2 protein-coding genes are annotated in these 1,949 nt (G+C 41.6%); both read left to right on the forward strand.

The genetic code is table 11. The features are described from left to right. Positions 1-1,810, forward strand: a 1,810-nt coding sequence (locus F6K49_RS44455; protein ID WP_293108329.1) for a non-ribosomal peptide synthetase, incomplete at its 5' end; no start/stop codon positions are given. Then, positions 1,807-1,949: hypothetical protein (locus F6K49_RS53980; protein WP_366514317.1), on the forward strand; the 143-nt coding region annotated here is incomplete at its 3' end. The genes F6K49_RS44455 and F6K49_RS53980, both read left to right, overlap by 4 nt.

The raw sequence follows: 1,949 nt of genomic DNA on the forward strand, positions 1-1,949 counted from the left end.
ATTTGAAGAGCAGGTAGAGAAAACACCAGATGCAATAGCAGTGGTATTTGAAGAGCAAAGGTTGACATACTCCGAATTAAATCGCAAAGCCAATCAACTAGCCCATTACTTGCAAAAATTGGGAGTAGTTGCAGAAACCCTAGTAGGAATATGTCTAGAGCGATCAGTTGAGATGATAGTAGGTTTATTAGCTATACTCAAAGCCGGAGGAGCTTATGTGCCATTAGACCCGAATTATCCAACTTCGCGTCTCAATTACATGGTAGAAGATGCACAACTATCCATCATCTTGACTCAAGAAAAATGGCAACATCATCTACCATCTACAGCAGCTCAAGTAATATGTCTGGACCCAGAGCTACCAAATACAGCAAGTTCAGAAAACCTAACAGTATCAATAACATCAGAGCATCAGGCATACATGATGTATACCTCCGGCTCCACTGGTCTACCCAAGGGAGTGAACATCAGACATCAAGGAGTAGTGCGACTGGTAAAAAATACCAACTATATTAAGCTCACAGAAGAAGACATATTCCTACAATTAGCACCCATATCCTTTGATGCAGCTACACTTGAAATTTGGGGCAGTCTGCTTAACGGAGGAACCCTAGCAGTAATGCCACCCCATCAACCCTCCCTAGGAGAAATAGGAGCAGCAATTAGGGAAAACCAAGTCACGACCCTATGGCTGACAGCAGGATTATTCCAACTGATGGTAGAAGAGCAACTGGAAAACTTAAAATCATTAAAGCAACTATTAGCAGGAGGAGACGTATTATCAGTAACCCATGTGCAGAAAGTAGTAGAAAAACTCCCAGGATGTCAACTAATCAATGGTTACGGACCAACAGAAAACACCACATTCACCTGCTGCTTCCCAGTCAAAGCTGATAGTAATCTAGAAAAATCAGTACCCATAGGCAAGCCAATATCCAACACCCAGGTATACATCCTCGACTCCCAATTACAACCAGTGCCCATAGGAGTGCCTGGAGAACTTCATATTGGAGGAGATGGTTTAGCAACAGGCTACCACAACCGCCCCGAACTCACATCCGATAAATTCATAGTCAACCCCTTTGACAAGTCACAAGCCACAAGATTATATAAAACTGGAGACTTAGGACGTTATCTACCAGATGGCAACATCGAATTTATAGGTCGAATTGACCATCAGGTAAAAATTAGAGGATATCGTATTGAAACCGGAGAAATAGAAGCTACCCTAACTCAACATCCTACAGTCAAAGAAACAGTAGTATTAGCAAGAGAAGATAACTATGGTAATAAAGGTTTAGTAGCTTATCTAGTGCTAGAAAGTGAAATTATAGAAGTATCAGAGACAGAACAAATAGATAAACTGAAACATTATCTGAAACAGCAGTTGCCAGAATATATGATACCTAGTAGGTTTGTACTGTTGTCCCAACTGCCTCTGACTCCCAATGGCAAGGTAGACCGCAAGGCTTTACCAGCACCAGATTTAGCTATTAGTGCGTCAACAGAGTATATGGCTCCTGAGACGGAGACACAGAAGGTATTAGCAGAAATTTGGGCAGAAGTGTTGGGTATAGAACAGGTGGGAATACATGATAACTTCTTTGATTTGGGTGGTCATTCTTTGATGGCAACTCAGGTTGTGTCTCGGGTGCGACAGGCTTTTGGGAATGAACTGACTTTACAGGGTTTATTTGAGTCACCAACTATTGCTGGCATAGCTAAAAATCTTGAAGTGCTGCGTCAGCTACCCCAAGATAAGACTACGTTAATTTCAGAAACAGAAGAATATGAGAGGTTTGTGTTATGAAAACAGTTAATTTTATTTCTTACCTGCAAAATCTGGGTGTTAAACTTTGGATAGAGCAAGAGCAACTGGAATGTTATGCTCCCAAGGGAGTAATGACAGCAGAGCTAAAACGGAATCTAGTGGAGCGCAAGACAGAAAT

The organism is Moorena sp. SIO3I6 (genome assembly GCF_010672095.1).